This window comes from Thauera aromatica (assembly GCF_023093595.1).
Classification (GTDB): Bacteria; Pseudomonadota; Gammaproteobacteria; order Burkholderiales; family Rhodocyclaceae; genus Thauera; species Thauera aromatica_A.
Window position 1 is genome coordinate 1 of record NZ_JALLIK010000030.1, and the last position, 1,483, is coordinate 1,483.

At 65.7% G+C, this 1,483-nt stretch carries 1 protein-coding gene; it reads left to right on the plus strand.

The features are described 5' to 3' along the window. Window positions 1–116: 116 nt before the first annotated feature. On the plus strand, window positions 117–1,460 hold the full coding sequence (locus MXC99_RS00385; protein WP_432654215.1) for an IS4 family transposase: 1,344 nt from the start codon (window positions 117–119) through the stop codon (window positions 1,458–1,460). Window positions 1,461–1,483: the final 23 nt, after the last annotated feature.

Sequence of the window (1,483 nt, forward strand, 5' to 3'; positions counted from 1 at the left end):
CATCTCGTTATACACAACTCTGCCCCACCAGAGCGCCGGCTGAAATAATCGTTGACCTTCAATGACTTACGCGAAGCGCTTGTAAACCTTGCAAAAAACGCGTCTACTCTTGCAATTTGGGTGACCTGTTGGCGACGAAGAGCTGGGTGGCGAAGGAGTTTGCGGGGATGGCGCTGGGCGACGAGAGACTGAACAAGCGGGCGAAGGTGCTGATGGAACGGTTGTCGGCCAAGCCAACGGCGAGCATTCCGATGGCGTGCCGGGGCTGGGGCGAGACGGTCGCTGCATACCGCTTTCTGGGCAACGACGAGGTCGACTGGCAAGAGATCCTGGCCCCGCATTGGGAGCGTACCCGCGAGCGCATGCGTGCCCATCCTGTGGTGCTGTGCCTGCAGGATACGACCGAACTGGACTTCAACGGGCAAGGCATCGCGGGTCTGGGGCGACTGAACTACGAGGCGCGCCGCGGCATGTACCTGCACCCGACCTATGCCGTGACGGTCGAGCGCGAACCGCTGGGGGTGCTCGATGCGTGGATGTGGGCGCGCGAGGAGGTCGATGCCCCTGACGAGCACACCCGCATCAAGGAGAGCGCGCGCTGGACCGAAGGCTACGAGCGGGTGGCAGAGCTGGCCGCGTCGATGCCGACGACGCGCCTGGTGTACGTCGCCGACCGCGAAGCGGATCTGATGGAGATGATGCTGCGCGCCCAGACGCTGGCCACGCCGGCCGACTGGCTGGTGCGGGCCAAGCACAACCGCTGCCTGCCCGAGGGCGCGAAGCTGTGGTCGCACACCTGCGCGGGCGAGCCGGTGGGCGAGATCGTGTTCACGATGGGTTCGCGCCACGGCCAGAAGGCGCGCGAGGTGCGTCAGCAGCTGTGGGCCCGGCGGGTCAGTCTGCCGGCAGGCAAGGCGGGCACCGTTTCGGTCACCTGCATCGTGGCGCGCGAGATCGGTGCTCCGGCCGGCACCAAGCCCGTCGAGTGGCGACTGCTCACCAACCGGGAGGCCCAAACGGTGGCCGAGGTGGTCGAGTTGATCGACTGGTATCGCGCGCGCTGGGAGATCGAGACTTTCTTTCATGTGGTCAAGAACGGTTGCCGTATCGAAGCCCTGCAACTATCGGCCGTCGAGCGCCTGGAGCGCGCGATTGCCTTGTTCATGGTCGTCGCCTGGCGCATCGCGCACCTGATGCGCACCGGTCGAACCTGTCCCGACCTGGACGCCACGCTCTTCTTCGACCCCGACGAGATCCGCGGCGCGTACGTGCTCACGAAAAAGAAACCGCCTGCGACGCCGCCCACCCTCAACCAAGTGCTGCGCCTGATCGCCACCCTGGGCGGCTTCCTGGCGCGCAAGGGCGACGGCGAGCCGGGCGTCAAGACCATCTGGCTCGGCTTGCAGCGCGTCATGGATGCCGCCGCCACCATACAGGCGCTACGCGAGGAGGCCGAGTGACGGGAGTTGTGTATAACGACATG